This window comes from Sphingobium sp. B11D3B (genome assembly GCF_025961735.1).
Lineage (GTDB): Bacteria > Pseudomonadota > Alphaproteobacteria > Sphingomonadales > Sphingomonadaceae > Sphingobium.
The window spans coordinates 2,685,330-2,710,523 of the sequence record NZ_JAOQOF010000001.1 but is presented as its reverse complement, the minus strand read 5'-3'; the positions used below and the strand labels follow the sequence as shown (position 1 = coordinate 2,710,523).

The following is a 25,194-nucleotide window of genomic DNA, read 5'->3' as shown; positions in this document are numbered from 1 at the left end:
ATGGGGTGGTTTCGCGACGAGCCGTTGAACGCGGCAGGATGCGCTATCGCAAACGGAGCGTCGTGCCGGGGCGAAGCAGCCCAAGGACGGTGCGCATGTCGTCCGGGGCGATGGCGACACAGCCTTCCGTCGCCTTGGGCTGGCCATTCTCACCGATCACCCATTGGTGGAAGAAGATCGCGCTGCCCATGCCGGGCGTTGGCGGCGCATCATTATGGCCAAGGACGATGATGACGTCATAGGCCTGATCCGCGCGTGCGAGCAGCTCGTGGCTGGTGTGGCGCGGCAGATGGACGGGGCGGTTATAGGCCGGGTCGGCGGGATCGTCGCTCCAGCCATCGTCCGGCCGGACCCAGCGCCACGGGATTGCGGGCGCCTGAGCGGCATCGATGCGACCGGGGCGGAGCAGCGCGGCGCGCACTGGCCAATCACCGATGGGCGAGGCGCCGTCGCCTTCGCGCTTGTCCGCCGCAGCAATGAGCCCGCTCTTGCCGATGACGCAGGCGCAGGACCAGTCGCCGATGGTCAGGCGCCCCGCCTCGCCATCGACCAGAATGGCTGGCGCTTCGCTCACAACTGATGGCCGGTGCGGTCCCGCTTGGTGGCGAGATAGCGCTCATTATGGGGATTGGAGGGCAAAGCCAGCGGCAGCCGTTCGGCCACGCGGATGCCCTGCGATTCCAGGCCGGCGACCTTCTCCGGATTGTTGGTGAGCAGCCGGATTTCGTCGATGCCGAGCAGATCGAGCATGCGTGCCGCGACGCCGAAATCGCGCGCATCGATGGCGAAGCCCAGGCGGACATTGGCGTCCACCGTATCGAAGCCCTGATCCTGCAGCTGATAGGCACGCAGCTTGTTGATGAGGCCGATGCCGCGCCCCTCCTGCCGGAGGTAGAGCAGAACGCCCCAGCGCGCATGGGCGATCTCGTGCAGAGCGCCGTGCAATTGCGGGCCGCAATCGCATTTGAGCGAGCCGAGTACGTCGCCGGTCAGGCACTCGCTGTGCAGGCGGACGACCGGGGCGCTGCCGTCGCGCTCGCCGATGACGAGGGCGATGTGCTCGCGCGGGTCTTCCGGGGAGCGGAAGGCGACGATTTGCGCATCCACGCTGGCTTCGACGGGCAACCGCGCGCGGGCGGCGATGGCAAGCCGGGTCGGGTCTGCATAAGTGGCGATATCGTCCGCGCTCAGCTGCACCTCGGCCTCGGCGTCCTCGGAGCCGATGAAGAAGGCGGGCAACATGCCGGCGAGGCGCGCAAGGGTGAGGGCGGCGGCGGCCAGGGCCGGGTGCGGCACCGGCAGGGCGCGGAACGGGCCTTTGAGCGGCGTCGCGAGATCGCGCACCGGATCGGCAATGGCCATGGCGGCGGCGGGCGAATCGATCCAGCGCTCGCGGGCGATGAGCGCCGGCGCTTGTGGGTCCGCCGCCTCCCGCTGGTTGGCGAGCTTGAGCGTGACGGCCCGCGCGGCGGAGAGCAGCAGGGGCGCCTCTGCCGCCGGGTCGAACGAGGAGAGGCTCGTCGGCGTTGCGCCTTCCACAGGCAGCAGCGTCAGCGCGTCACCTGCATCGACCAGCCGGATCGGCCAGCCGCGCCGGAGAGCATCGATGGCGCGAGCCGCAGCGCGCGCGTCCATTATCGCGCGCCCATCAGAAGGCGAATTCCGTGATGAGCGGGGCGTGGTCCGAGGGGCGCGTCCAGCTGCGACAATCCTCGGCGACCTGGTGCGACACCGCCGTCTCGGCGAGATCGGGGCTCAGCCACATATGGTCGAGCCGACGGCCGCGATCCGACTTTGCCCAATCCTGCGCGCGGTAGCTCCACCAGGTGTAGAGCCGCTCGGGCGCGGGCACGAAGCGCCGGCCAAGGTCAATCCAGTTGTGCGAGCTTTGGAGATGGCCGAGCAGGTCGCGCTCGATCTGGGTGTGGCTGACGACGTTGATGAGCTGCTTGTGGCTCCACACGTCGCACTCGAGCGGCGCGACGTTGAAGTCGCCGAGCAGCAGGGTCGATCCGCCGAGCTTGCCGGACCAATCGATCATGCGTTGCAGAAAATCGAGCTTCTGGCCGAACTTGCGGTTGATCGTGCGGTCCGGCTCTTCGCCGCCGGCGGGCACGTAGACATTCTCGATGCGCAGGCCGTTTTCCAGCCGCACGCCGATGTGGCGCGCCTCGCCATTGGCCTGCCAGTCGAGTCGCTCGTCCTCACGCACCGGAATGCGGCTGACGATGGCTACGCCATGGTGCATCGGCTGGCCGTGCAGCACCTGATGATTATAGCCGAGCCGGCGGAACAGGCCCTCCGGAAAGGAGCCGTCCACGACCTTCGTCTCCTGCATGCACAGAACGTCCGGCTGATACTCGGTGAGGAAGCGCTCGACGATTTCGAGGCGGGCGCGGACGCTGTTGATATTCCAGGAGGCGATCTTGAGAGTCTGCTTGGTCGACATGGCCAAAGTCCCTAGCCGCCCTCGGCGCCGAACCCAAGCCGCGAAGCGATTATTTTGACTCGGGGGCTGTGCGCCGCGGCATTAGACCGGGCGGATCGCGCGGACATCGAAAACCCCCGCTCCGGGGGGCATGGAGCGGGGGCTCGAAGAAAGCGCCTGAATTTTTGCGCATGTGGTGCGGGGCGAAGCCCGGGCAACAGGGGGGAATCCCGAGGTCAGTCCCCGCGCCACATCGCTTTTCTAAGTCAGCCCAGATGACCGCCCGATGAATGGACCTGTCAGACTTGGGCAAGATTGTCGGTTTTTGCGCACGGGAAGAGGGGAGCTGTGATCATCCGTAAAAAATTCCGCCCGGATGGGGCGGGCGCGGGTTTGATGCCGATCAATGTCGGCGGCGCCGTTCGGTGAAAAGAGGGCTCATCACATGGTTTGCAGGAGCATTCGCGATGAACCTTCTTATGCAGTGGCCGGTCCTGACCTTCATCGGCATGGTTGCGGTCTTTGGCGTCATTCTGGCGGCGGTGTCGGTTCTCGATCTCAAGAGCGAGTGACGGCCGGCGGGAATGCGCCGGGGCGGGCGGGCCTTGCCGGTGAGGCAGGGGCGCCTATCTCGGCTGCATGGCCGTCCTACCCCCGCACGTTGCCGCCGTCGATCGGCCGCTGTCCCAGCCGGAGCGCGCGCTGGTCGAGCGCATGTTCGGCGATGCGATCGCGCTCGATGAGGTGCGAATTCGCAACCGCAAATGGTGGCCCTTCCAGCCGCGCGCCATCGTCATGGCGCCGCGCGGGCACATTCATTTCCATCCGCAGGGGCGCAGCTATTGCGATTGCTTCGGCGCGAGCGACCTGGCGGCGCAAGGGCTGTTCATTCACGAAATGACGCATGTCTGGCAGCACCAGACCGGGACCAACCTGCTGGTGCGACGCCACCCGTTCTGCCGCTATGATTACGACTTCCAGCCGGGCAAGCCGTTCGCGCGCTATGGGATCGAGCAGCAGGCGGAGATCGTCCGCCATGTCTTCCTGATGCGGAACGGCCGGCAGGTGCCGGGCAAGCCGCCTTTACCGGTGCTGGAGGCGATCCTGCCGTTCGGCCGGGCGTGAGCCGGTCAAGCGGTGGCGTCTTCCAGATCGACCAGCCGGTGATAGCCGCCGCGATAGAAGATCAGCGGCGATCCCTCGGGCGCACGCTCCATGGCCTGCACCGCGCCGACGACGAGAAGATGGTCGCCCAATTCCACGACCTTTTCGATCGCGCATTCGATCCATGCGAGCGCGCCATCGAGGATCGGCAGGCCGCCGGGGCTGGTGCCATGGGCCATGCCCTCGAACTTGTCGTCATGCCGCGAGGCGAATCGCCGGCAGGTTTCCAGCTGGGCATTGCCGAGCACATTCACGCAGAAGCGGCCGGTGGTGGCGATATTGGCCCAGCTGCCCGAGCGCTTGTCGGGCAGGAAGCCGACCAGCGGCGGGTCAAGCGAGATCGAAGAAAAAGTGCCGACCGCCAGACCCCAGCGCTGACCGTCCGCATTATTTGAGGTGATGACGCATACGCCGGTGGGATAACTGCCGAGAACGTCGCGGAAATGCTTGGAATCAATCAATGCGCCACCTGTTTCTTCTGGCGCCCGCCCTGTTCGTGACGGAGGCCGCATTCCAATTACACTGCGGTGAAAACCGCTCACCGGCATGGCGCCCAACCTGCAAGCTGTGATGCGAGCCTGTCAACCGCCCCCTTTCAACTGGCAGCATCCTCCGCCTGCAGGCGAGTCGCCGTTTCCCGGATCAGCGCGATCATGTTCGGCAGCCCTTGCGTGCGATTGGACGAGAGCTGGCGCTTGAGGTCGAAGGGTGCCAGCGCCTGTTCGATGTCGAACGTCGCGACCTCCGCCGGCATCCGGTCCTGCACGGTGAGGAGGACCAAGGCGATGATGCCCTTGGTGATGGCGGCATTGCTGTCCGCCAGGAAATGCAGCGCGCCATTGTCCAGCCGTGTCGGGTAGACCCAGACGGAGGCGGAGCAGCCCCGCACGAGCGTCGCGTCCGTCTTCAGCGCGTCCGGCATCGGCTCCAGTTCGCGGCCCAGGTCGATCAGTAGCCGGTAGCGCTCATCGCCTTCGAGCAGTTCGTAATCGTCCTGGATGGTCTGCAATGTCGTCATGCCGCCCATATAGGTCGCGGCGCGCGGGAGGCCAGTGAAACTCTGCGGATCAGACGTCGATGCCGGCGGCGATGGCTTCCAGCTTGCGGATGCGCTCCTTGAGATCGGCCATCTCGATCAGCCCGCCGGCCAGGGGTGCGTCCGGGGTCGGCGCGCGCGGGGCGGCGCGGCTGGCGGCCATGTCCAGCTCTGCCCGCTTTAGCGCCAGCCATCCGTTCCAGCCCTTGAGCATGGCCAGGGCGACAAGTGCGAACGACAAAGTTAGCGCTATCATGGTCATGGCGTGCTTCACGAGGTCAAGATCGGTCATGACTCTATCTCCTCCTGTCGATGTCTTAGTGGTCGGTCCGCGTGGGCATTTCGTGAGAGACGGATTCAGGGCCGCCGAGCTGGTCGATTTCGTGGGCGAGGGCGGCGCCGCGATCAGTCACGATCCGCTCCAGCACCCGCACCCGCTGCTCCAGCCGCTCGACCTGCGCGGCATATTGTGCGGCCTTTTCTGCGGTCTGTGTGCCGAGCACGTCCAACTCGCGCTCGCGGAGCTTCATCTTCTGCCGCATATATTTGCTCCAGATGCCCCCGATGACCGGGATGCCGACGACAATCATGAAGAATAACAGCATTGAAGCGGGCATGATGGGGCTCCCGGCCAGTTGGATGGCGATCAGTTGGAGGGGGTGCGCAGGCTTTCGATCTCGTTGGTCAGATGAAGGGCGCTGTCGGTCACGATGCGCTCCACATTGGCCAGGCGATCCTTGACCGCGCCAAGCTCGGCACGCAGCTGCGCATTCTCCTGACTGAGCAGCTTGATGCGCTCGCTGAGCTCCTCATTCTTCTGCGGATAGACGGCCTTGCCCCAGCTGTTCTCGAGCGGATAGCCGTGCCGGACGCGCAGCCATGTGTTGAAGACCCATCCGGCGATGGCCAGCAGGCCGATCAGTGAACTGGCGCCGACGATGAGCGGCATCGATTCGACGACGGCGTCCGCGGTGATAGGATCCATGGTTCAAATTCCCCTGTAATCGAGCGCTGTTGCGCCTCTCATTCGCCTCGCGTCTCGTGTCAGCGCAGGCTGTCGATCTCGTCGGCAAGCCGGGTGTTGCGGCTGGTGTAGAAGGTCTCGATGTCGGACAGGCGCCGGTCGATGTCGCGGAACTTGCTGCGCACATCGCGGGTAGAGCGCGCCGGATTGGTGCGCACGCCCTGCCAGAAGCGCTCGTCTTCCCGGTCGGCATAGAGGCCGGTCGGCTTGGGCTCGGCCATCCATGCGGCGAGCAGATAGGCGATCACCGTCCAGGGGAAGCCGCCGGCCAGCGTCACGAGCACGGCGCCAATGCGGACCCAGAGCACGTCGATGCCCATATAGTCGGCAATGCCAGCGCAGACGCCCATGGCCTTGGCATTCTTCTTGTCGAGGTAGAATTTGGTGCGGCGGGCGGACATCTCAGTTCCTCCTGTCGAAATAGGGATCGTCGCTCGCGCTCGGGCGGGCTGGACGGAAATCGGGATTGTCGGCGGCGATGATCCGCTCGACCGTCTGGAGGCGCTCCTCCAGGCGACGGGCGAGCATGTGCATCTCATCGAGCAGCCGTTCGTCCTCGTCGGTGATCTTGGGCGCCTGCTTCCACTTGGTGACATAGTGGAAGATCAGCCACGGCATGCCGATGAACAGCATCCCGCAGATGACGATAGGCAGAAAGACGTCCTCCATGGATCAATCCTTCCTGGCTTGCGCGGCCTTGAGCGCCGCGAGTTCGGCTTCCACCTTGTCGGCGGATTGGAGTTCGGCGATCTCCTGCTCCAGCGTCTTGGGCTGACCGCCCAGACCCATGGCATCGGCCTCGCCTTCAGCCAGATCGACCCGGCGCTCCAGCAGTTCGAAGCGGGAGAAGGCATCCTGCACGCGCTCACCATTGTACATCTCGCGCGCACGCCGGCGCGTCTGTGCACTCTCCATGCGGGCGACGAGGCTGTTCTGCCGGACACGCGCCTCGCGCAGCTTGGCCTGCAGCTTGGCGATGTCCTCTTCGGATGCGGCCAGCGCCTCATCCAGCATGGCAATCTGCCCGCGCAGCTGCTCGGCCATGTCGCCGGCCTTCTGCTTTTCGACCAGCGCGGCCTTGGCAAGGTCTTCGCGATCCTTGGAGAGGGCGAGCTGCGCCTTCTCGACCCAGCTTTCCTGCAGGGCATCGAGCTTGGCGATGTGGCGGCGCATCTCCTTCTGGTCGGCGATGGTCCGCGCTGCCGATGCACGCACCTCGACCAGCGTCTCCTCCATTTCGAGGATGATCATGCGGATCATCTTGGCCGGGTCCTCGGCGCGATCCAGCAGATCGGTCACGTTGGCGGCAATGATGTCCCGGGTGCGAGAGAAAATACTCATGTACATACTCCAACTGAGGCGGTTCGGTCGGGGCAGCGGGGGTGTGCTGCCCCGACCTTGAAGCCGTCACACAAGGGATTGTGACGGCTTGTCCGGTGTGTTGTCCAGAGCCGCTGCAGTCGTGGCGGCAGGGTTGCCGGTGACCGCAGGGCCGACAGCGCCGATCACCATGATGGCGCTGAAAATAAGGGTAAGACATGCTGCGGCGGTCTGAGCACCGAAGCGGTCGATTGTGTTCAACATGGCGGTCTCTTCCTGATCCTGGTTAGGCCTTCAAATCCCGCTCATTGGCGGATTGCCTAATGCACTGCAGGGGGCGTGCCAATTTCTGAGAAGCCCGGATTTTCGCCAATTTCTTCTCGGCCGAGGTGCGCGCGAAGCATTGTTTGTTGCAATGAGTTGGGAAATATCCCTAAAAGTTGGGAATGGAAAAGACGACGCATTTCGTCGGGGAATCCCTCGCCTTTCTGGATGCGGTCGAGCAGGCCGGCCGTGCGGCTGACCTCAACCGCCCGGTGCTGGTCATCGGCGAGCGGGGTACTGGCAAGGAGCTGATCGCCGAGCGCATCCATCGCCTTTCCCAGCGCTGGGATGGGCCGCTCATCATCATGAACTGCGCCGCCTTGCCCGAGACGCTGATCGAGGCCGAGCTGTTCGGCCATGAGGCCGGCGCCTTCACCGGCGCGACACGGGCGCGGGCCGGTCGCTTCGAGGAGGCTGATGGCGGAACCCTATTCCTCGATGAACTGGGCACGCTCTCCATGGCGGCGCAGGAGCGGCTGCTGCGCGCCGTGGAATATGGCGAGGTGACGCGCATCGGCAGTTCGCGGCCGCTCAATGTGGATGTGCGGATTGTCGGAGCGACCAACGAGCATCTGCCCGATGCCGTGGAAGCCGGGCGGTTCCGCGCCGACCTGCTCGACCGGCTGAGCTTCGAGGTGATTACCCTGCCGCCTCTGCGCGGGCGCGAGGGCGATGTCGACGTTCTGGTCGAGCATTTCGGGCGCAAGATGGCATCGGAATGCGGCTGGTCGTCATGGCCGGGCTTTTCCAAGCGGATGATGACGGCGCTCAACGCCTATCGCTGGCCCGGCAATGTGCGCGAGCTGCGCAATGTCGTCGAGCGCGCCGTGTATCGCTGGCCCGACCCGGATCGGCCGATCGACGAGATCCAGCTCGATCCCTTTGCTTCGCCATGGAAGCCGCAGCCGATGCCGGGCAAGCCCGCTGCCGCCAGCGCGGCGCCTGTTTCCGGTCCTTCCGAGGAGGGCGCGGTCGAGGACGGGCGATTGCTGATCGCGCTGGACGATGTCGCCGACTTTCGCGGCGCTGTCGACGCGCATGAGGCCGCGATCCTGCGCCATGCGCTCCAGCGCCACCGCTTCAACCAGCGCGCCACGGCCAAGGCGATCGGGCTCTCCTACGACCAGTTGCGGCACTGCCTGAAGAAACACGCCCTGCTTTGAGGCGCTTGCCGCCTCGCGCAGGGCGCCGGCCGCTCAGCCGCCGTTGAAGTTGACCATGCAGTAGAGCATCGGGATCGACAGCAACGTGTTGGTGCGGCTGAAGATCATCGCGCGGGTGGCGGCGCTGGCCTTGGTCGCATCGTCGGCGGCCACCAGCCCCAGCGCCTTCTTCTGCGCCGGCCAGATCACGAACCACACATTGATCGCCATGATCACGGCGAGCCACATGCCCAGACCGATCAGTTGATAGGGCGCCTTGAACGCGAACGCCTCGTGCAGATAGCCGGTGCGCCATGCCACCAGCAGACCGGTCAGCACGGTCAGCGCCGCGGCCCAGCGGAAGAAAAACAGCGCGGAGGGCGCGATGAACTTGGAGACGCCCGGTTTCAGCTCTGCCGGGACCTTGGGCATGGTCGGGATCTGCACGAAGTTGAAGTAATAGAGCAGGCCGATCCACAAAATGCCGAAGAAGGTGTGCAGCCAGCGCAAGGCGGCGGAGACGGATTCGCCATTCGGGCCAATGCCGTAAATGACAGCCAGGGTCAGAATAACCCCGATCAGCAGGACGAGATGCAGATTGCCGAACAGTTTCGTCATGATGCTCCCCCAGTCGTTTGCCGGGTGCTTTGACCGCACCCTCCCCTAAAGCCGGTTATCGGCCATCGCACAGGCTATGCCAAAGTCGCGCCGCTGTCATATCGAAATTATATTTGGCGCTGATCGGGAGAGATGACTGGAAAGCTGCCGGTCTACGCGCCATCTGCTGCGGGCAACCGACACGAATCGCGCGCCTGCGCGTTTCGCCTGCAGAACGACTTTAATGCACCAAGAGGAGATTAGCGCCATGGCATTCACACTGCCCGACCTTCCCTATGCCAAGACCGCCTTTGGCGATGACATGTCGGCCGAGACCTTCGACTATCACCACGGCAAGCACCACAATGCCTATGTGACGAAGGCCAACGAGCTGGTTGCCGCCGATCCGGCCCTGCAGGGCAAGTCGCTCGTGGAGCTGATCAAGTCCTCCAAGGGCGGGCTGTTCAACCAGGTCGGCCAGATCTGGAACCACAGCTTCTTCTGGCAGTGCCTCTCGCCCGAGACGCAGGAGCCGAGCGGCAAGCTGGCCGATCTCATCAACGAAGGCTTCGGCTCGACCGACGCGTTGATCGAGAAGCTGAAGGCGGAAGCCGTCGGCCACTTCGCCAGCGGCTGGGCCGCGCTGATCCTCAAGGACGGCAAGCTGGAAGTGACCAGCTATCACGACGCCGATTGCCCGGTGGCGCATGGCGATACGCCGCTGTTCATCCTCGATGTATGGGAGCACGCCTATTACATCGATTATCGCAACGCGCGCCCCAACTTCGCGGACACGATCCTCAAGAAGCACGTCAACTGGGCGTTCGTCGCGGAGAATCTGGACGGCAATGGCGCCGAGCGGGCCAACCAGCCGGGCTGAGCACGCCGCAATCGGATTTTGAAGGAGGGGCTGTCGAAGGTCGGCCCCTTTTTCATTGTCGTAATGAAATTAACAGTGCTCCTGCGAAGGCAGGAGCCCAGGGCGGCGAGGTTCGTTGGTTGCGCCCTGGGTTCCTGCCTTCGCAGGAACACGCTGCAGGGACACGATGGCCGACCTAACTCAGCCGTTCGATATCCTCGCGGCTCAGCGATCCGGGGATGATCATCACGGGGCAGGGCAGTGTGCCGGCGTCATTGCCGGCAAAGTGCGCCACCAGTGGTCCGGGCGCGCCCTTGGGCGCGGCGCCGAGTACGAGCGCGGCGACCGTTTCGCCCGAGGCCAGCATCTCTTTCACCGATGCCACGGGATCGCCGACCTTGACCGTGATCGCGGGCTGGATGCCAGCTTCCGCCATCAGCGTGCCGGCGGCACTGGCCGCGAGGGCTTCGGCGCGGGCGCGGGCTTCCTCCTCCATCGTCGCCTGTACGGCGCCCCATTGGACGAACTCGGTCTTGGGCACGAGCGCCAGCATATGCACGCCGCCGCCCGTCTTGGCAGCGCGGCGCGCGGCGAACAGCAGGGCCGATTCCGCCTCGCTGCTTTCGTCCACCACGACGAGATAAGTCCGCATCATCGCCTGCTCCCCCGAAGAAACCGGCTCGGTAGGTGCGGGAAATTCGGTCCGGATGCAAGGGATGGCCTTGACCCCGACGGGCAAAGCGTGAAGGTGGCCGGTGATTGTCCAACCCGAAAAACAGGAAAGCCTGGCCCCCATGGCGATCAATATCCAGATGCCCGCCCTCTCGCCGACCATGGAGGAAGGCACGCTTTCGAAATGGCTCGTGAAGGAAGGCGACACCGTCTCTTCCGGCGATTTGCTCGCCGAAATCGAGACCGACAAGGCCACCATGGAATTTGAAGCCGTGGACGAAGGGGTCGTCGGTAAGATCCTCGTCGCCGAAGGGACCGACAATGTGAAGGTCGGCACCGTCATCGCGGTGCTGGTCGAGGAAGGCGAGGAGGTGCCGAGCGGCGATGCCCCCGCTGCAGCCAAGCCCGCACCCAAGGCCGACGCCGCTCCGGAGAAGAAGCCGGAAGCCGCCAGCGCCCCCAAGCCGGAGCCGGAAGTCGCGAAATCGACTGCCGCGCCGGCCGCTGCCTCCTCTGGCGATCGCGTCAAGGCCAGCCCGCTCGCCCGCCGCATCGCCACGAACAGCGGCATCGATCTGGCTGCGGTTTCGGGCACCGGCCCCAATGGCCGTATCGTGAAGGCAGATCTGGAGGGAGTGAAGCCCGGCAGCACCGCGCCTAAGCCCGCCGCGAGCCCCTCAGCGGCGCCCGCAGCGTCGGCTTCGGCCGCGCCTGCGCCTGTGGCCGCGACCGCGCAGGATTTCGGCATTCCGCACGAGGTCGAGAAGCTCTCGAACATGCGCAAGACCATCGCGCGCCGCCTCACCGAATCGAAGCAGCAGGTGCCGCACATCTACCTTACCGTGGATGTGCGCCTCGATGCGCTGCTTATGCTGCGTGGCGAACTGAACAAGGCGCTCGAATCGCGGGGCGTGAAGCTCTCGGTCAACGATCTGCTCATCAAGGCGCTGGCCAAGGCGCTGATCGCCGTGCCCAAGTGCAATGTGCAGTTCGCCGGCGACCAGTTGCTCAAGTTCAGCCGGGCCGACATCTCGGTGGCGGTGTCCATCGAGGGCGGACTGATCACGCCGATCATCACCGATGCCGGCGCCAAGTCCGTCTCCGCCATCTCGACCGCGATGAAGGACCTCGCCACCCGCGCCAAGGAAGGCAAGCTCAAGCCGGAAGAGTTCACCGGCGGCACGGCCAGCCTCTCCAACATGGGCATGATGGGCATCAAGCAGTTCGAGGCAGTGATCAATCCGCCGCAGGCGATGATCATGGCGATCGGCGCTGGCGAGAAGCGGCCTTATGTGATCGACGATGCGCTCGGCATCGCGACCGTCATGTCCGCCACCGGCAGCTTCGATCATCGCGCCATCGATGGCGCCGACGGTGCGGAGCTGATGAAGGTGTTCAAGGAACTGATAGAGGCGCCGCTGGGTCTGGTGGCGTAAGCGCACCATGGCCCCTGACGTGGATGTCCTGCCGGAAGGTGCGCCCGCGACGCGGATCACCGCGACGCCGGCGGATGCCAATCCCTATGGGGACATTTTCGGCGGCTGGTTGATGGGCCAGATGGATATGGCGGCGGCGCTTGTCGCCTCGCGGCACAGCAAGGGCCGGGCTGTCACTATCGCCGTGGAAGGCATGCAGTTCCACCGCCCGGTGCTGGTGGGGGACGAGGTCTCCGTCTTCGCGACGCTCGTGAAGGTGGGCAGCACGTCGATGACCATTGAGGTCGAGGCCTGGCGCCGCGCGCGGCACAGCGAGGAAACCTACAAGGTCACGCAGGCCCGGTTCATCTTCGTCGCCATCGACGAAGTGCGCCGCCCCCGCAGGGTGCCGCCCCTGGCGAACGCGCAATGAAGGCTCGGCGCGTAGACCTTCCCTCTCCCCTTGCGGGAGAGGGAGGGGCCCGCCGCAAAGCGGTGGGAGGGAGAGGGGGCGACGTCCTTCTCGAACGAGCCCGAGAGATGCGTGCAAATCCAACCGAAGCAGAAAGTCGGCTCTGGGCGGTCCTGCGGAATAAGCGGTTGGCGAGTCACAAGTTCAAGCGTCAGCAAGTGATCGGTCGATTCATCGTCGATTTCGTAAATTTCGAGCAGCGCCTCATTGTCGAGGCAGATGGTTCACAGCATATCGCAAGCGAGCGGGATTATCAGCGAACCCTCTGGCTTGAGCACCAAGGCTTCCGCGTCTTGCGCTTCTGGAATGATGATATTCTGGCGCGGACGGAGCAGGTTGCCGAGGCGATCTGGTCCGCGCTGACCGACGGGGCCAGCCCCCTCTCCCCCAACCCCTCTCCCACGAGGGGAGAGGGGCCTTTGAATGGAGCATTTCGTGTCTGAATCCTATGACGTCATCGTTCTCGGTTCCGGCCCCGGCGGCTATGTCGCGGCGATCCGCGCGAGCCAGCTTGGCCTCAAGACGGCCATTGTGGAGCGCGAGCTGCTCGGCGGTATCTGCCTTAACTGGGGCTGCATCCCGACCAAGGCGCTGCTGCGCTCGGCCGAGATCTTCCATTATATGAGCCACGCCAAGGATTATGGCCTGGCCGCCGAGAAGATCAGCGCGGACATTGAGGCGGTGGTGAAGCGCTCGCGCGGTGTTGCCAAGCAGCTCAATGCCGGCGTCACGCACCTGATGAAGAAGAACAAGGTCGCCGTGCACATGGGCACGGGTACGATCACCGGCAAAGGCAAGCTCTCGGTCACGGACAAGGACGGCAAGAAGACCGATCTGGCGGCCAAGCACATCATCGTGGCGACCGGTGCGCGGGCGCGTGATCTGCCCTTCGCGCCGGCGGACGGCAAGCGTATCTGGACCTATCGCACCGCGATGACCCCGCCGGAAATGCCCGGCAAGCTGCTGGTTATCGGCTCGGGCGCCATCGGCATCGAGTTCGCGAGCTTCTACAACGACATGGGCGCGGATGTGACCGTGGTCGAGATGATGGACCGCATCGTGCCGGTCGAGGACAAGGACGTCTCGGCGTTCCTTGAAAAGCAGCTGGTGAAGCGCGGCATGAAGATCGTCACCGGCGCCTCGCTGGAGAGTCTCAAGGCCAGCGACACGGGCGTCACCGCCGCCATCAAGGGCAAGGATGGCAAGAGCGAGACCAGCGAGTTCAGCCACTGCATCGTCGCCATCGGCATCGTGCCGAACACAGAGAATATCGGGCTGGAGGCGCTGGGCGTCACGCTGGAGCGGGGCCATATCAAGACCGACGGCCTGTGCCGCACCGGCGTTGATGGCATCTGGGCGATCGGCGATGTCACCGCGCCGCCATGGCTCGCGCACAAGGCCAGCCATGAGGGCGTGACCGCCGCCGAGGCGATTGCGCAGGCGCTGGGCAACAAGGATGTCCACCCGCATGAAATGGACCCGCTCAACATTCCGGGCTGCACCTACTGCCAGCCGCAGGTCGCCTCCGTGGGCCTGACCGAGGCGAAGGCGAAGGATGCGGGATACACCGTCAAGGTCGGCACCTTCCCGTTCATCGGCAATGGCAAGGCCATCGCGCTGGGTGAGGCGGAAGGCTTCGTGAAGACGGTGTTCGACGCCAAGACCGGCGAGCTGCTCGGCGCGCACATGGTCGGCGCTGAGGTGACCGAGATGATCCAGGGCTACACCATCGGCAAGACGGCCGAGTTGGTGGAGCAGGACTTCATGCAGACGGTCTTCCCGCACCCGACCATCAGCGAATCCATGCATGAGAGCGTGCTGGCCGCTTACGGGCGGGCGGTGCATATCTGATCCAAAGGCGGATGCGGCAACCGCCAACTCCGGGCGTCGCGCTCAGTTTTGCGCTCGGTCTGGCGTTGCTGGTCGCGGCCATCGGCTTCCTCCAGCCCACCGGCCTGTTCGCGCCCATCGATGAGCGGCTGATGGGGCTGGCGGGCAAGTTGCACGGCGTGCGCGGTGCGGGGCTGGTGACGCATGGCGCGGTGGCGCTGGACCGGCTGGGCGCGGTGGGCGGCCGCACGTTGATCGTGCTGGCGGTGGGGCTGGTCTTCATCAAGCTGGGGCATCCCGAACGCTTGATCCCGCTGCTGGTCGCGGGCGTGGGGACCGCGCTCGTCATCGGCGTGGTGAAGCTCGGCTTCAATGCGCCGCGCCCGATGATGCTCTCCCCCGATATGCTCCCCAGCCTCGTCGAGACTGTGGGCACCAGCTTTCCCAGCGGGCACGCCGCCGGCGCAATGGCGCTCTATGGCGCCATCGCGCTGCTGGCGCGGAGCCGGGTGGTGACATGGGTCTGCGCGGCGATGATTCTCGCCACGGGGGCCAGCCGGGTGTGGCTCGGCGTGCATTGGCCGAGCGATGTGGCGGGCGGCTGGGCGGTCGGCCTGATCTGGCTGCTGCTCGTGTTTTTCATCCTGCCCTGGTGGCGTCCGCTTCTGCAGCGGCCGGTCATCTCGCGCGACTGAGCCTCGCCGGCAGCCCAGACGGTCGATTGGGCCAGCGATCCGTTCATCTCATGGCAAGATTCTGCGCGAGCGTTGCATCGATGCCGCACTGCACAATATGCCATTGATATCGCGCGATTTTATTGCCGCGTTACGAGCGATTTGCGGAATTTTCCTCCTTTTTCCGGATACATACCGCTCATTTCGCAATGGCGAGACTGGGCTGGTCGCCAGTATGAACCCGCCATCGTCATAATTGAGTCACGTCCGCCAGACACGGGCGATGACATAAGGATCGCAGACCAGGCGAGAGGATGTGTCCGAGCCCATAGGGGTGAAGGCAGCCGTGATCAGGACGGCTCAAGACCAGTTTTCGTGATGATCTAAAGGGGATCTTCGATGCGCAACTTCCGCTTCTTCCTCGCTGCCTCGGCCGCGAGCATCGCCACCTGCGTGGCGCTCAGCCCTGCCCATGCGCAGGAAACAACCTCTTCCGTGCGCGGTACGGTCACGGCGGAAGGCGCGCCGGTCGCCGGCGCCGCCGTCACCGTGACGCACGTCCCCTCGGGCACCGTCTCGCGCACGACGACGGGCGCCGACGGCAGCTTCTCGACCAGCGGCCTGCGGATTGGTGGGCCTTACACGGTTGAGGTCGCCGCATCGGGCTTCGAAGATGTCCGCGTGACGGACGTGTACACGGTCGTTGGCCAGTCCTTCACGCTGCCGATTGAGATGGCCTCGGGCGACGCCATCGTCGTGACGGCATCGGCCATCCGCGGCGCTGGCAACGTATCGCAGGGCCCCGCCATGGTCATGACTGCTGAGCAGATCGGCAAGATCGCTTCGGTCAATCGCGACATCCGCGACATTGCCGCGCGCGACCCGTTTGCGACGCTCGACACCAGCCAGACGACCGGTCGCCAGGTTTCGTTCGCGGGCCAGAATCCCCGCTTCAACCGCTTCACCGTGGACGGCGTTCCGGTCACCGACAGCTTCGGCCTCAACCCGGATGCGCTGCCGTCACGTCGTGGCCCGGTTCCGCTCGATTCCATCGGGCAGTTCGAAACCAAGGTTGCGCCGTACGATATCCGCGAAGGCTTCTTCCAGGGCGGCGTCTCGAACGCGATCCTCAAGTCGGGCACCAACGAATTCCATGGGACGGCCTTCTTCACCTTCAGCTCGGACGAGCTGACCGGGAAGCGGACCAAGCCCTATATCCTCAACACCGCCGGTCGGGTCACGCAGCCCGATTTCACCAGCAAGGACTTTGGCGCCACCCTCTCGGGTCCGATCATCAAGGACAAGCTGTTCTTCATGGTCTCTGCCGAGCGCGTGCGCGCCGCCCGTCCGGTGGCCTTCGGCACGCAGGAAGACAATGCTGGCACGCCGGTCATCGGCGCGACGAATGCAGCCCTGCAGCAGATCGTGGGCATCGCCCAGAGCCGTTACAACTACGACGTCGGCGGCCTGCTCCGCACCGATGGCGACAAGGACGACCGGATCGTCGGCAAGCTGGACGCCAACCTTTCCGAAACGCAGCGCGTCTCGCTGACCGGTCTTTATACCAAGGATGAGTTGAACGTCAGCACGACCACCGGCACCCGCGATCTGGGTCTGGAATCCAACGCCTATCGCAAGCCCAACGAGCTGAAGGCCGGCATTCTCGCGTGGAATGCCGACTGGTCCGAGACCTTCTCGACGGAAACCCGCGCTCTCTACAAGACCTATGACAGCGGCCAGTTCCCTCTGATGGGCCGCAGCGCCCAGATGTCCGTCTGCGCGGCGCCGACCTCGGATCGCACGACGAATGGCGCTACCACGACCGCGGCCAGCATCGTGTGCCCCACTGGGACGCCGCAGTTCGTCCTGGGTGCCGGCGGCCCGAGCCAGTCGAATGTGCTGAACATCAAGAGCTGGGGCGGGTCCGTTTCCGCCAAGCTGAAGGCTGGCGACCACAACCTCCGCGCTCTTGCGGAATGGAATCACACCAAGTCCTTCAACATGTTCGTCAATCCGTCGGCGGGCACCTATTATTTCGACTCGATCGCCGACTTCCAGGCCGGCACGGCGCAGAGCTTCAGCTACAACAACGCGGCTTCGCTTAACCCCGCGGATGCCGCCGCCAGCTTCTCCTACAATGTGTACACGTTCGGCTTGCAGGACGATTGGCGCGTGAACGAGACGCTCTCGGTCGGCGTCGGTCTGCGCTGGGATGTGTTCGGGATGAAGAGCACTGCGGCGGTAAACCCCAACTTTTACCCGCGCTACGGCTTCTCGAATAACAGCAACATCAGTGGCATCGACCTGCTGCAGCCCCGCCTTGGCTTCACCTACAAGGCAACGCCGCGCCTCACCATTCGCGGTGGTGGCGGCATCTTTGGTGGCGGATCGCCGGACGTTTATATCGGCAACTCCTTCTCCAACACCGGCGTGATCAACACATCGATCACGGCGCGCCAGACGGACGGCGGCATTTACCAGCTTAACGGTTCCGCGAGCGGCGCCAACAGCGCAAACGCGTCCTCCATCCTCAACAACCCGTCGTTCACCAACATTCCCGCTGCTGCCAACACTGCGGTGGTCGCCGCAGCCAACGGTCTGTCTGCGAACCCGAACGCGACCACGTCGATCAATGCGATCGATCCGAACTTCAAGGCACCCAACCAATTCCGCGCGACCTTGTCGGCGGACTATGAGGCCGATCTGGGTCCGCTCGGCGACGGCTGGCGCTTCGGCGCCGATGTGCTGTATTCGAAAGTGCGTTCGCAGGTGAAGGTCATCGATCTGCGGTCGATCCCCGTTGCAGGCTCGCTCACGCCGGACGGCCGTCAGCGCTACACCAGCAAGATCGGCAACGCGAACGATACCGGCCAGGACCTGCTCCTGACCAACACCGATTATGGTCGCGGCTGGATCGGCGTCCTGCGCGCCGAGAAGAGCTGGGACTGGGGTCTGACGCTCGGCGGTGCCTATACCCGTCAGGACGTGCGTGACGACACCTCGCTCACGTCCTCTCAGGCAAGCTCGATCTACGGCAACACCGCGGCTTATGACGCCAATCTGAGCGGGCCTGGCCATTCGAACGACGAAGTGACTTGGGCCTTCCGCTACAATGCGTCGTTCGAGCGCGCGTTCTTCGGGGATTACAAGACGCGTATCGACCTGTTCGGCTCGACCCGTGCCGGTGCCCGGTACAGCTACACGATGCAGGATCTCTCGGGCGGCCGCTCGGGTGTGTTCGGCACGGCCGGCAGTGCACAGCGCTATCTGTTCTACGTGCCGACCGGCGTGAACGACCCGAAGGTCATCTATGATAGTGCGGCGACGGCAACGCGGATCGACAGCATCATCCAGTCCTCTGGGCTGGCAGGCTATCGCGGGCAGGTTGCGCCGCGCAATGCCTTCCGCTCGAAGGCGTTCACGCGCATCGACCTTCATGTGGAGCAGGAACTGCCGCTGCCTCTGGGCACGCGTTTCGCGCTGTTCGCGGACATCGAGAACTTCACGAACCTGCTCAACCACAAATGGGGCCAGCAGCTTCGGTCGAGCTTCCCCTTCCGCAAGACCGTTGCGAAGGTGAGCTGCGTGGCAGTGGGCGCCAACAGCTGTGCTCAGTACAAATATGAGCAGCCGAGTAGCGACACTGTGCTGGCGGACGAACTGGTGACGACAAACGGATCGTCGTTGTACGCGATCCGTCTGGGCGCACGCTTCAGCTTCTGATCGGCGCGGGATAAAGATCGAAAAGGGCGGGGGCAGCGATGCCTCCGCCCTTTTTGTTGGGCTGTTTATTTGCTCTTTGTGCGGGAACTGCGTCTGCCCGCTCAGTTCAGATCAAGGCAGGCATCCAGTCCGTCGGCTTTCACATGGCCGATCCAGCGGGCGATGTTGTTGCCGTGGCGGCGGGTGAAGCCGGTGGGGGCGATGGCGCCGCGCTTTTTGGGCAGGGGGAGGACCGCCGCGATGCGGGCGGCCTCGGTGCGGCTCATCTTGTCGGCGCCGTGGTTGAAGTAGCGGATTGCGCCCGCCTGCACGCCATAGGTGCCGATGCCCGTCTCGGCGACGTTGAGATAGACTTCCATGATCCGGCGCTTGCCCCAGATCGCTTCGATCAGCACCGTGTACCAGGCCTCCAGCCCCTTGCGGAAGAAGCCGCCGCCCTGCCAGAGAAACACGTTCTTGGCGGTCTGCTGGCTGATCGTGGAGCCGCCGCGAATGCGCCCGCCGCGGGCGTTCTGCTCCATCGCCTGCCGGATGGCATCGGTGTCGAAGCCGTGATGCTGGCAGAATTTGGCATCCTCGCCGGCAATGGCGGCACGCGGCATGTCCGGATCGATGTCCGACAGCGGCGTCCAGTCCTTGGTGATGCCGTTCTTGTCCATCAGCATGGTGATCGTCACCGGCACCGGCACGACTTTATAGACCAGCACCTGCAGCAACGAGATGCCGATGAAGGCGAGGATGAGCATCAGCAGCCAGCGGAACAGCTTGCCCGGCAGGCTGGTGGGATTGCCGGGAAAGCCCAGGCCCTTGCGCCGGGGCGCCTTGCGTCTCGTGGTGCTCCGCGTTGTCGCCATCGCCCCGCCTTCCCCCTTTTGCCTTTGCCTCAGTGGCCGGGGAACTCGGTCGCCTCGAAGCGCACCGGTTCGCCTACCGCCTCATTGGCGAGCTGGTTGTCCCACATCACCCGATGGCCGCGCACGATGGTGCCGATCGGACGGCCGGTCACGCTCATGCCCTCAAATGGCGACCAGCCGCAGCGCGAGGCCATCCAGTCCGCGCCCATCGTCCAGCGCGCCTTGAGGTCGACGACGGTGAAGTCGGCATCATAGCCGGTCGCGATGCGGCCCTTGCCGACCAGGCCAAAGATGCGCTGCGGTCCGGCGCTGGTCAGATCGATAAAGCGCTGCAGCGTCAGGCGGCCGTTCGCCACGTGATCGAGCAAAAGCGGCACCAAAGTCTGCACGCCGGGCATACCGCTCGGGCTGGCAGGATAGGTCTTGGCCTTTTCTTCCTTGGTGTGTGGCGCGTGGTCGGAGCCGAGCACATCGGGCACGCCCTGGCCGACCCAGTGCCACAGCCCCTCGCGATGGGCAGCGCTGCGGATCGGCGGGTTCATCTGCGCATAGGTGCCGAGGCGCGGATAGGCATCCTCGCCCGCCAGCGTGAGATGCTGCGGCGTCACCTCGCAGGTCGCGACATCCTTGTGCTGGCTGAGGAATTCCAGCTCGGCGGGCGTTGTGACGTGCAGCACATGGATGCGGCGGCCGGCTTCGCGCGCCAGCTTCACGATGCGGCGGGTGGCCATCATCGCGCTTTCATCGTCGCGCCAGACCGGGTGGCTGGCCGGATCGCCCTCGATCCGCTCATCTTTGCGCGCATTCATCCGCGCCTCGTCCTCGCAGTGCACGGCGACGCGGCGACGGCCATGGGCGAGCACCCGCGCGAGGGCCTCGTCCTCGGCGACCAGCAGGCTGCCGGTGGAAGCGCCCATGAAGATCTTCACGCCCGCCGTGCCGGGGATGCGCTCCAGCTCGCCGAGCTGCTCGGCATTGTCGCCGGTGGCGCCGACATAAAAGGCATGGTCGCACCACATGCGGTGATGGGCGCGCTTGAGCTTGTCGGCCACGCGCTCGGCAGTGTCCGTGTTCGGATTGGTGTTCGGCATCTCGAACACGGCGGTCACGCCGCCCAGCACCGCGGCCCGGCTGCCCGATTCGAGATCTTCCTTATGCTCCAGCCCGGGTTCGCGGAAATGGACCTGGCTGTCGATCACGCCCGGCAGCACATCAAGGCCGGTACAGTCGATCGTTTCCCCCGCATCGCCAAGGCTGGTGCCGATCGCGGCGATCCTGCCGGCATTGACGCCCACGTCCACGCGTGCGGGGCCGCTCGGGAGGTGGACGGTGCCGCCCTTCAGCAGCAGGTCGAATGTCTGGGCCATCGCGCGAACCTCTCTTGGCTTGGTGCTCCTCTCCCCCTACCTAAAGCGCATGTCCGCCACCACCCCCCTTGCCACGCCGCCCCTCGCCACCACGCTGCGCGATCGGGCCATTCTTCGTGTCGGCGGAGCGGAGGCGCGGCCGTTCCTGCAAGGCCTGCTCACGCAGGACGTGCTGAGCCTGCAGCCGGGCGCGCCGCGTTATGCCGGACTGCTCACGCCGCAGGGCAAGGCGCTCTACGATATGCTGCTCTGGGCCGATCCGGCGGGCGGCGAGGACGTGCTGATTGATTGCGAGGCATCGCGTGTCGAGGCGCTGGCCCGCAGGCTGACGCTGTACCGGCTGCGCCGCCCCGTCACCATCGGCATCGAGGAAGGGCTTGCCGCGCACTGGTCCGCCGATCCGGTCGATGGCGCATCCACCGACCCCCGCCTCGCGGCACTGGGCTGGCGCTGGCTGGCCCCAGCGGGGGAGGACGACGCTTCGGACATGTATCGCGCGCATCGGCTGGCCCAAGGCGTGCCGGAAGGCGTGGCGGAGCTGGGCGACGACAAGACGCTCTGGCTGGAGTGCAACGCGGAAGAGCTGCACGGCGTGGATTATGGCAAGGGCTGCTATGTCGGGCAGGAGAATACCGCGCGGATGCACTATCGCAACAAGGTGAACCGGCGGCTCGTGGTGGTGCCGCTTGACCGGTCCGACCCGGCCCGGCTGCGCATTGCCTATCCGGCTTTGGGGCTCGCGGTGGATCATCGTCCGGTCGATTCGCTCGAGGGGATCACGCTGCCGGACTGGCAGGCCGACGCGCTCGCGGAAGACGCCGAATGAAGCGGCTATTGGTCGCGATCTTCGTCCTCGTCTTCAGCGCGGGGCCCGCGCAGGCGGAGATCAAATGGGAGATCGTGCGCGAACTGCCGCATGATACCCGCGCCTTCACCCAGGGCCTCACCATCCATGGCGAGCTGATCTACGAAACCACCGGGCAGGTCGGCGAGTCAGATGTGCGGATCATGCGGCTGAGTGACGGCAAGATCCTGCAGCGGCGGCCCATGCGCGCCGATGTGTTCGGCGAGGGCAGCACAATCTGGGGCGACCGGATCGTGAGCATCACCTGGAAGGACGAGACCGGCTTCGTCTGGAACCGCAAGGATTTGAAGCCGATCGGCTCGTTCGGCTACACGGGCGAGGGCTGGGGCCTCACTCATGATGGCCACGCGCTGATCATGAGCGATGGCACGCCGGACCTGCGCTTTCTCGATCCCGAGAGCTACAAGGAGCAGCGCCGCGTCACCGTCACATGGGAAGGCGAGCCTGTGCGCTTTCTCAACGAGCTGGAGCAGGTCGGCGACGTTCTCTACGCGAACATCTGGTTCTCGCCGCTCATTGCCCGCATCGATCCGGCCACCGGCAAGATCGACGACTGGATCAACCTGCAACCGCTGGTGGCGAAGAATATGAGCGCGAGCGGCGAGGGCGTGCTGAACGGCATCGCGTGGGATGCCAAGGCGCAGCTTCTCTACGTCACCGGCAAGAACTGGCCCAAAATCTACGCGCTGCGCCTGCAGGACTGAGCCTGAACGACTGAGATCGCGCCTGTTTGATCTTCGTCAAGGTCAGGCGCCTGCGACCCGCCTAGCATCACCGTCAGATGAAATTGTGAGAGGGCTGTGGCCATGGCTGCGAACATCGGACGACTGGACCGGATTATCCGGATCCTGATTGGCCTCGGGCTGATCGCGCTCGTCTTTGTCGGCCCGCGAACGCCGTGGGGCTGGATCGGCCTGGTGCCGCTGCTCACCGCGTTCGTAAGCTTCTGCCCGCTCTACGCACTGATCGGAATCAGGACCAAGTCCTGACCGTCACTTTGCGCGCCTCTCGTCCCACCGTCCGGGCATTGGAGGCCAGTGCAAAGGGAGGCCCCCTCTTGGCAGCGGAGGGGGCCTCCAACGTCCGGCTTGGAGTCCTGAACGGCGCCGACCCAAGCCGTCTCTGGTCAATCAGCCCTTGGTGCGCGCCTTGTCCACGGCCGCCTGTAGCGTCTCGGTGCCGACCAGGCCGTTGAACACCTGATCGCCCACCACGAACAAAGGCGTGCCCTCGGCGCCGAGGGCCTGGGCGAGGCGGATGTTGCTCATGAACTCATCATCGCCGCCCTTGGCCGCAATGGCGGCCTTCGCCTTGTCGGCATCCAGCCCCGCCGTGCGCGCGGCCTTGAGGATGGCGTCCGAGGAGACGCCGCCGGCCGCGTACATCGCCTTGTGAAAGGCCATGAACTTGTTCTCGCTGGCGGCCAGCAGGCTGACCTTCGCCGCATTGGCACTGCCATCGGCAATGATCGGCAGTTCGCGATAGACCACGCGCAGATCGGGATTGGCCTTCACCAGTTCCTCGATATGCGGCAGCGCGGCGCGGCAATAGCCGCAGGCATAGTCCATGAACGCGACGAGGGTGACCTTGGGCTGGGCCGCGCCTTCCCATGCGCCCGGATAGGGCGTTTCCAGCGCGGACCGGTTCTGATCGACGGTGCCGGCGGTCTGCTTGGCTTTCAGCCGTTCCATCGCCTGCGGAATGATCTCGGGATGCTCGAGTATATAGTCACGCACCACCGATTCGATGGCGGCGCGGTCCGCCGTCGGCATGGCCGGGCTTTGATTGGTCGCAGCATAGGTCACCGCCGCGCCGCCGGCGAGCAGCGCAACGGCCATAGCCGGCATCACCATCCGCCCGCGCTTGCGCTCGCCGGTGCGGGTGCCCAGCGCGGACACGATCACCCCGGCTGCGCGGAACAGCGCGCCCGCGCCTGCCTTGTTCGTCATTTCTTTCGTGTCCTTTCCATGGCGGCGCGGCTGGCCATCGCAATGTCCTGCGCCCGCAGATAATCGGGTGAGTTGGGCTGGATGCCGGCCAGTGCCACATCGGCATGGCGCAGGGCGAGTGCGTCCTGCCCTTCCATCGAGTAGCGCTCGGCCGTGGCGAGCGCGGCGCGGGCGGTGTCGCCCTTGCGCTGATAGACGACGCCGAGCGAATACCAGGCGAACGGATTCTGCCGATCCCGCGCGACCGTGTTGCGCAGCACGCGCTCCGCCTCATCGAGATGGCTGTCATCCTCGGTCGCGACGAGGGCATGGCCGAGCATCGCGGCGATCAGCGGCTCGCCATTGGTGCGCTGCACGGCCTCGCGCAGCGACGGGATGGCATCGGCGGGCTTGCCGGATTCGAGCATGACCTGGCCCTGCAGCTCCAGAAAATACGGGTCATGCGGCGCGGCCTTGAGCAGGGTATCGACTTCCGCCAGCGCTTTCTCGGTGAAGGCGCTCTTATGATAGGCATAGGCCCGCGCATAATGGGCGGGCAGGCTCTGGTCCGAGGGCGGATAAAGCTTGAGGGTCTTTTCCGGCTCGCTGACGAAGCCGATCAGCTTGGCGCGCACACGCTGGAAGCGCGCTTCCAAGGCCGGGTCGGTTGGCTTGTTCCAGGCCGGATCATTCTCATACAGCGCCGTCAGGGCCGAGATGCGGTCGCGCGAGAGCGGGTGGGTGCGGACATAGGTGTCCTGCGGCACATACAGCCGATATTCGAGATTCTGCAGCTTCTGGAAGAAGGCGATGCTGCCCTTGCCGCTGATGCCGGCGGCCTTGAGATAGCGCGCGCCGGCGGCGTCCGCGCTCGATTCCTGCGTGCGGGTGAAGGTGAGGAAGCGGCCCATGGCGGCCTGTTGACCCGCCGCCATGATGCCCATGCCGGCCTCGCCCCCGCCCGCTGCCATCGCCGCCGCCCCGAGCAGCAGCGAGACGAGCTGGATGCCGGTGGCTTCCCGCGCGCCATCGGCAAAGCGCACGATGTGGCCGCCCTCGATATGGCCAAGCTCGTGGGCCATCACGCCCTGCACCTGATTGAGGTCATCGGCTTCCGCGATCAGGCCGCTGTGGAACCAGACGATCTGCCCGCCCGCGACGAAGGCGTTGAGGCTGGGATCGTTGATCACCAGCATCTGCACATTGCGCTCATCGAGCCCGGCGGCCCGGATGATCGGGACGGAGGCATCGCGCATCAGCGCTTCGGTTTCGGCATCGCGCAGGACGGACTGGGCCAACGCGGGCTGCGCGGCGAGCAGGCTCAGCAGCGCAAGAACGGCGAGAAGTCGGCCGATCAGCCAGGGCGCGACAGCCGCCTCACGGGCATGATGGGGTTTGAGCTGGCCGGCAAGCTGCCGGGGAGGGGAGAGCGGCCGATCCATGACCGGCCCCTTAGCCCGGCGAGCCTGAACCCGGCATGACGGATCGGGCGACCCATCA

The 25,194-nt window shown here is 65.2% G+C and carries 30 protein-coding genes; 12 read left to right on the top strand and 18 right to left on the bottom strand.

Annotated features, from left to right (window positions below; genetic code table 11):
* Window positions 1-43: 43 nt before the first annotated feature.
* Genes M2333_RS12495 through M2333_RS12485 form a run of 3 tightly spaced genes read right to left on the bottom strand, consistent with a single transcriptional unit; the run spans window position 44 to window position 2,449 of the window.
* Complete coding sequence (locus M2333_RS12495; RefSeq protein ID WP_264611981.1) at window positions 44-574, bottom strand: L,D-transpeptidase family protein; 531 nt, start codon at window positions 572-574, stop codon at window positions 44-46.
* Complete coding sequence (gene ribA / locus M2333_RS12490; protein ID WP_264611980.1) at window positions 571-1,635, bottom strand: GTP cyclohydrolase II; 1,065 nt, start codon at window positions 1,633-1,635, stop codon at window positions 571-573. The genes M2333_RS12495 and ribA overlap by 4 nt, the downstream gene beginning before the upstream one ends.
* 13 nt (window positions 1,636-1,648) lie before the next feature.
* A complete protein-coding gene (locus M2333_RS12485; RefSeq protein ID WP_181560868.1) occupies window positions 1,649-2,449 on the bottom strand; it encodes an exodeoxyribonuclease III in 801 nt (266 codons plus the stop codon).
* Window positions 2,450-3,067: 618 nt separating this feature from the next.
* On the opposite strand from M2333_RS12485, the gene M2333_RS12480 reads away from it, so the two are divergent.
* Complete coding sequence (locus M2333_RS12480) at window positions 3,068-3,553, top strand: vgr related protein (protein ID WP_264611979.1); 486 nt, start codon at window positions 3,068-3,070, stop codon at window positions 3,551-3,553.
* Window positions 3,554-3,558: 5 nt separating this feature from the next.
* Here the strand turns inward: M2333_RS12480 and M2333_RS12475 are convergent, their stop codons facing one another.
* The 9 genes from M2333_RS12475 to M2333_RS12435 form a co-directional block, all read right to left on the bottom strand.
* Window positions 3,559-4,053 (bottom strand): flavin reductase family protein, encoded by a 495-nt coding sequence (locus M2333_RS12475; protein WP_264611978.1) that lies wholly within the window; start codon window positions 4,051-4,053, stop codon window positions 3,559-3,561.
* A gap of 134 nt (window positions 4,054-4,187) precedes the next feature.
* Complete coding sequence (locus M2333_RS12470; protein WP_413716493.1) at window positions 4,188-4,619, bottom strand: SufE family protein; 432 nt, start codon at window positions 4,617-4,619, stop codon at window positions 4,188-4,190.
* Between the two features lie 40 nt (window positions 4,620-4,659).
* Complete coding sequence (locus M2333_RS12465) at window positions 4,660-4,920, bottom strand: hypothetical protein (protein WP_264611976.1); 261 nt, start codon at window positions 4,918-4,920, stop codon at window positions 4,660-4,662.
* Between the two features lie 25 nt (window positions 4,921-4,945).
* Complete coding sequence (locus M2333_RS12460; protein ID WP_264611975.1) at window positions 4,946-5,245, bottom strand: hypothetical protein; 300 nt, start codon at window positions 5,243-5,245, stop codon at window positions 4,946-4,948.
* A gap of 29 nt (window positions 5,246-5,274) precedes the next feature.
* Window positions 5,275-5,577 (bottom strand): cell division protein ZapB, encoded by a 303-nt coding sequence (locus M2333_RS12455; protein WP_264572317.1) that lies wholly within the window; start codon window positions 5,575-5,577, stop codon window positions 5,275-5,277.
* Window positions 5,578-5,672: 95 nt separating this feature from the next.
* Window positions 5,673-6,053: an envelope stress response membrane protein PspC gene (gene pspC / locus M2333_RS12450; protein ID WP_181560863.1), complete on the bottom strand. Its 381-nt coding sequence runs from the start codon at window positions 6,051-6,053 to the stop codon at window positions 5,673-5,675.
* Between the two features lies 1 nt (window position 6,054).
* Window positions 6,055-6,321: an envelope stress response membrane protein PspB gene (gene pspB, locus M2333_RS12445; RefSeq protein WP_181560862.1), complete on the bottom strand. Its 267-nt coding sequence runs from the start codon at window positions 6,319-6,321 to the stop codon at window positions 6,055-6,057.
* 3 nt (window positions 6,322-6,324) lie between these two features.
* Window positions 6,325-6,993, bottom strand: a complete 669-nt coding sequence (gene pspA, locus M2333_RS12440; RefSeq protein WP_181560861.1) for a phage shock protein PspA — start codon at window positions 6,991-6,993, stop codon at window positions 6,325-6,327.
* 66 nt (window positions 6,994-7,059) lie between these two features.
* Window positions 7,060-7,236, bottom strand: a complete 177-nt coding sequence (locus M2333_RS12435; protein ID WP_181560860.1) for a hypothetical protein — start codon at window positions 7,234-7,236, stop codon at window positions 7,060-7,062.
* Window positions 7,237-7,418: 182 nt separating this feature from the next.
* Between M2333_RS12435 and pspF the strand changes: the two genes are divergently transcribed.
* On the top strand, window positions 7,419-8,459 hold the full coding sequence (gene pspF / locus M2333_RS12430) for a phage shock protein operon transcriptional activator (RefSeq protein WP_264611974.1): 1,041 nt from the start codon (window positions 7,419-7,421) through the stop codon (window positions 8,457-8,459).
* A 33-nt stretch (window positions 8,460-8,492) separates the two neighbouring features.
* Here the strand turns inward: pspF and M2333_RS12425 are convergent, their stop codons facing one another.
* Window positions 8,493-9,056, bottom strand: coding sequence for a urate hydroxylase PuuD (locus tag M2333_RS12425; protein ID WP_264574156.1), 564 nt, complete (start codon window positions 9,054-9,056; stop codon window positions 8,493-8,495).
* Between the two features lie 247 nt (window positions 9,057-9,303).
* Between M2333_RS12425 and M2333_RS12420 the strand changes: the two genes are divergently transcribed.
* Window positions 9,304-9,915, top strand: coding sequence for a superoxide dismutase (locus M2333_RS12420; RefSeq protein ID WP_264571487.1), 612 nt, complete (start codon window positions 9,304-9,306; stop codon window positions 9,913-9,915).
* A 175-nt stretch (window positions 9,916-10,090) separates the two neighbouring features.
* Here M2333_RS12420 and M2333_RS12415 read toward each other — a convergent pair whose 3' ends face one another.
* Window positions 10,091-10,546 (bottom strand): universal stress protein, encoded by a 456-nt coding sequence (locus tag M2333_RS12415; protein WP_181561548.1) that lies wholly within the window; start codon window positions 10,544-10,546, stop codon window positions 10,091-10,093.
* Between the two features lie 142 nt (window positions 10,547-10,688).
* Between M2333_RS12415 and M2333_RS12410 the strand changes: the two genes are divergently transcribed.
* The 6 genes from M2333_RS12410 (at window position 10,689) to M2333_RS12385 (ending at window position 18,680) form a co-directional block, all read left to right on the top strand.
* Window positions 10,689-12,002 (top strand): pyruvate dehydrogenase complex dihydrolipoamide acetyltransferase, encoded by a 1,314-nt coding sequence (locus tag M2333_RS12410; RefSeq protein WP_264611973.1) that lies wholly within the window; start codon window positions 10,689-10,691, stop codon window positions 12,000-12,002.
* Window positions 12,003-12,009: 7 nt separating this feature from the next.
* Window positions 12,010-12,414, top strand: a complete 405-nt coding sequence (locus M2333_RS12405) for an acyl-CoA thioesterase (protein ID WP_264611972.1) — start codon at window positions 12,010-12,012, stop codon at window positions 12,412-12,414.
* A 107-nt stretch (window positions 12,415-12,521) separates the two neighbouring features.
* Complete coding sequence (locus tag M2333_RS12400; protein ID WP_264611971.1) at window positions 12,522-12,896, top strand: endonuclease domain-containing protein; 375 nt, start codon at window positions 12,522-12,524, stop codon at window positions 12,894-12,896.
* A complete protein-coding gene (lpdA, locus tag M2333_RS12395; RefSeq protein WP_264611970.1) occupies window positions 12,889-14,304 on the top strand; it encodes a dihydrolipoyl dehydrogenase in 1,416 nt (471 codons plus the stop codon). The genes M2333_RS12400 and lpdA overlap by 8 nt, the downstream gene beginning before the upstream one ends.
* Before the next feature lie 11 nt (window positions 14,305-14,315).
* Complete coding sequence (locus M2333_RS12390; protein ID WP_264611969.1) at window positions 14,316-14,978, top strand: phosphatase PAP2 family protein; 663 nt, start codon at window positions 14,316-14,318, stop codon at window positions 14,976-14,978.
* Between the two features lie 378 nt (window positions 14,979-15,356).
* Window positions 15,357-18,680: a TonB-dependent receptor gene (locus M2333_RS12385; protein ID WP_264611968.1), complete on the top strand. Its 3,324-nt coding sequence runs from the start codon at window positions 15,357-15,359 to the stop codon at window positions 18,678-18,680.
* A gap of 101 nt (window positions 18,681-18,781) precedes the next feature.
* Here the strand turns inward: M2333_RS12385 and mtgA are convergent, their stop codons facing one another.
* Together mtgA and M2333_RS12375 are read right to left on the bottom strand one after the other, a co-directional pair.
* Window positions 18,782-19,534, bottom strand: a complete 753-nt coding sequence (gene mtgA / locus M2333_RS12380) for a monofunctional biosynthetic peptidoglycan transglycosylase (protein WP_264611967.1) — start codon at window positions 19,532-19,534, stop codon at window positions 18,782-18,784.
* Between the two features lie 29 nt (window positions 19,535-19,563).
* On the bottom strand, window positions 19,564-20,901 hold the full coding sequence (locus M2333_RS12375; RefSeq protein ID WP_264611966.1) for a dihydroorotase: 1,338 nt from the start codon (window positions 20,899-20,901) through the stop codon (window positions 19,564-19,566).
* Between the two features lie 49 nt (window positions 20,902-20,950).
* Here M2333_RS12375 and M2333_RS12370 point away from each other — a divergent pair, with 49 nt between their 5' ends.
* The 3 genes from M2333_RS12370 to M2333_RS12360 all read left to right on the top strand — a co-directional run bounded on the left by M2333_RS12370 (window position 20,951) and on the right by M2333_RS12360 (window position 22,755).
* Window positions 20,951-21,727, top strand: coding sequence for a YgfZ/GcvT domain-containing protein (locus M2333_RS12370; RefSeq protein WP_264571480.1), 777 nt, complete (start codon window positions 20,951-20,953; stop codon window positions 21,725-21,727).
* Window positions 21,724-22,470, top strand: coding sequence for a glutaminyl-peptide cyclotransferase (locus M2333_RS12365; protein ID WP_264571479.1), 747 nt, complete (start codon window positions 21,724-21,726; stop codon window positions 22,468-22,470). Before M2333_RS12370 ends, M2333_RS12365 begins: the two co-directional genes overlap by 4 nt.
* Before the next feature lie 102 nt (window positions 22,471-22,572).
* A complete protein-coding gene (locus M2333_RS12360; RefSeq protein WP_264571478.1) occupies window positions 22,573-22,755 on the top strand; it encodes a DUF2892 domain-containing protein in 183 nt (60 codons plus the stop codon).
* A gap of 141 nt (window positions 22,756-22,896) precedes the next feature.
* Here M2333_RS12360 and M2333_RS12355 read toward each other — a convergent pair whose 3' ends face one another.
* A complete protein-coding gene (locus M2333_RS12355) occupies window positions 22,897-23,619 on the bottom strand; it encodes a DsbA family protein (RefSeq protein ID WP_413716128.1) in 723 nt (240 codons plus the stop codon).
* Between the two features lie 92 nt (window positions 23,620-23,711).
* Window positions 23,712-25,136: a M48 family metalloprotease gene (locus tag M2333_RS12350; RefSeq protein ID WP_264611965.1), complete on the bottom strand. Its 1,425-nt coding sequence runs from the start codon at window positions 25,134-25,136 to the stop codon at window positions 23,712-23,714.
* Between the last annotated feature and the right edge of the window lie 58 nt (window positions 25,137-25,194).

What these genes read in the sequence shown, in the direction of transcription:
- ribA (WP_264611980.1), bottom strand. Translation starts at nt 1,635, where the DNA reads ATGGACGCGCGCGCTGCGGCTCGCGCCATCGATGCTCTCCGGCGCGGC.
- M2333_RS12485 (WP_181560868.1), bottom strand. Translation starts at nt 2,449, where the DNA reads ATGTCGACCAAGCAGACTCTCAAGATCGCCTCCTGGAATATCAACAGC.
- M2333_RS12480 (WP_264611979.1), top strand. Translation starts at nt 3,068, where the DNA reads ATGGCCGTCCTACCCCCGCACGTTGCCGCCGTCGATCGGCCGCTGTCC.
- M2333_RS12470 (WP_413716493.1), bottom strand. Translation starts at nt 4,619, where the DNA reads ATGGGCGGCATGACGACATTGCAGACCATCCAGGACGATTACGAACTG.
- M2333_RS12465 (WP_264611976.1), bottom strand. Translation starts at nt 4,920, where the DNA reads ATGACCGATCTTGACCTCGTGAAGCACGCCATGACCATGATAGCGCTA.
- M2333_RS12460 (WP_264611975.1), bottom strand. Translation starts at nt 5,245, where the DNA reads ATGCCCGCTTCAATGCTGTTATTCTTCATGATTGTCGTCGGCATCCCG.
- M2333_RS12455 (WP_264572317.1), bottom strand. Translation starts at nt 5,577, where the DNA reads ATGCCGCTCATCGTCGGCGCCAGTTCACTGATCGGCCTGCTGGCCATC.
- pspC (WP_181560863.1), bottom strand. Translation starts at nt 6,053, where the DNA reads ATGTCCGCCCGCCGCACCAAATTCTACCTCGACAAGAAGAATGCCAAG.
- pspB (WP_181560862.1), bottom strand. Translation starts at nt 6,321, where the DNA reads ATGGAGGACGTCTTTCTGCCTATCGTCATCTGCGGGATGCTGTTCATC.
- pspA (WP_181560861.1), bottom strand. Translation starts at nt 6,993, where the DNA reads ATGAGTATTTTCTCTCGCACCCGGGACATCATTGCCGCCAACGTGACC.
- M2333_RS12435 (WP_181560860.1), bottom strand. Translation starts at nt 7,236, where the DNA reads ATGTTGAACACAATCGACCGCTTCGGTGCTCAGACCGCCGCAGCATGT.
- pspF (WP_264611974.1), top strand. Translation starts at nt 7,419, where the DNA reads ATGGAAAAGACGACGCATTTCGTCGGGGAATCCCTCGCCTTTCTGGAT.
- M2333_RS12425 (WP_264574156.1), bottom strand. Translation starts at nt 9,056, where the DNA reads ATGACGAAACTGTTCGGCAATCTGCATCTCGTCCTGCTGATCGGGGTT.
- M2333_RS12420 (WP_264571487.1), top strand. Translation starts at nt 9,304, where the DNA reads ATGGCATTCACACTGCCCGACCTTCCCTATGCCAAGACCGCCTTTGGC.
- M2333_RS12415 (WP_181561548.1), bottom strand. Translation starts at nt 10,546, where the DNA reads ATGCGGACTTATCTCGTCGTGGTGGACGAAAGCAGCGAGGCGGAATCG.
- M2333_RS12410 (WP_264611973.1), top strand. Translation starts at nt 10,689, where the DNA reads ATGGCGATCAATATCCAGATGCCCGCCCTCTCGCCGACCATGGAGGAA.
- M2333_RS12405 (WP_264611972.1), top strand. Translation starts at nt 12,010, where the DNA reads ATGGCCCCTGACGTGGATGTCCTGCCGGAAGGTGCGCCCGCGACGCGG.
- M2333_RS12400 (WP_264611971.1), top strand. Translation starts at nt 12,522, where the DNA reads ATGCGTGCAAATCCAACCGAAGCAGAAAGTCGGCTCTGGGCGGTCCTG.
- M2333_RS12390 (WP_264611969.1), top strand. Translation starts at nt 14,316, where the DNA reads ATGCGGCAACCGCCAACTCCGGGCGTCGCGCTCAGTTTTGCGCTCGGT.
- M2333_RS12385 (WP_264611968.1), top strand. Translation starts at nt 15,357, where the DNA reads ATGCGCAACTTCCGCTTCTTCCTCGCTGCCTCGGCCGCGAGCATCGCC.
- mtgA (WP_264611967.1), bottom strand. Translation starts at nt 19,534, where the DNA reads ATGGCGACAACGCGGAGCACCACGAGACGCAAGGCGCCCCGGCGCAAG.
- M2333_RS12375 (WP_264611966.1), bottom strand. Translation starts at nt 20,901, where the DNA reads ATGGCCCAGACATTCGACCTGCTGCTGAAGGGCGGCACCGTCCACCTC.
- M2333_RS12370 (WP_264571480.1), top strand. Translation starts at nt 20,951, where the DNA reads ATGTCCGCCACCACCCCCCTTGCCACGCCGCCCCTCGCCACCACGCTG.
- M2333_RS12365 (WP_264571479.1), top strand. Translation starts at nt 21,724, where the DNA reads ATGAAGCGGCTATTGGTCGCGATCTTCGTCCTCGTCTTCAGCGCGGGG.
- M2333_RS12360 (WP_264571478.1), top strand. Translation starts at nt 22,573, where the DNA reads ATGGCTGCGAACATCGGACGACTGGACCGGATTATCCGGATCCTGATT.
- M2333_RS12355 (WP_413716128.1), bottom strand. Translation starts at nt 23,619, where the DNA reads ATGGTGATGCCGGCTATGGCCGTTGCGCTGCTCGCCGGCGGCGCGGCG.
- M2333_RS12350 (WP_264611965.1), bottom strand. Translation starts at nt 25,136, where the DNA reads ATGGATCGGCCGCTCTCCCCTCCCCGGCAGCTTGCCGGCCAGCTCAAA.